The organism is Bradyrhizobium sp. 18BD, assembly GCF_054185225.1.
On record NZ_JAVAYL010000215.1, the window covers coordinates 1 to 455 of the forward strand.

Sequence of the window (455 nt, forward strand, 5' to 3'; positions counted from 1 at the left end):
TGGCGGATGCGCTGCGCGAGATCGTCAGCGCTCAACGCTGATGGCAGCGCCGGTGAAGGCGCTGGCGTTCGATGTCTTCGGGACGGTGGTCGACTGGCGCACGAGCATCGCGCGCGAGGCTGCCGCCTTCTTCTCCGGTCTCGGCCGCCCCGATATCGATCCCGCCGGTTTCGCCGACGCGTGGCGCGGCCTCTACCAGCCGGCGATGGAGGAATGCCGTTCCGGCCGTTCGTCCGGCTCGACGTGCTCAATCGCGAGACGCTCGGCGCCCTGCTCGATCGCCACGGGGTCGCCGACGCGGATGAGGCGGACGTCGCCCGCTTCGCCCTTGCGTGGCGCCGGCTCGATCCCTGGCCCGATTCGGTCGAAGGGCTGACCCGGCTCAAGGCGCGCTATCCGATCGTCACCCTCTCCAACGGCAATATCGCGCTGATGCTCGAGATGGCCCGGCGCGG

General features: G+C 70.1%; 1 pseudogene. It reads left to right on the plus strand.

What is annotated here, in order from left to right:
• Positions 1 to 213: 213 nt before the first annotated feature.
• Positions 214 to 455: pseudogene (locus RAD16_RS41140) on the plus strand (haloacid dehalogenase type II); the annotation flags it as partial.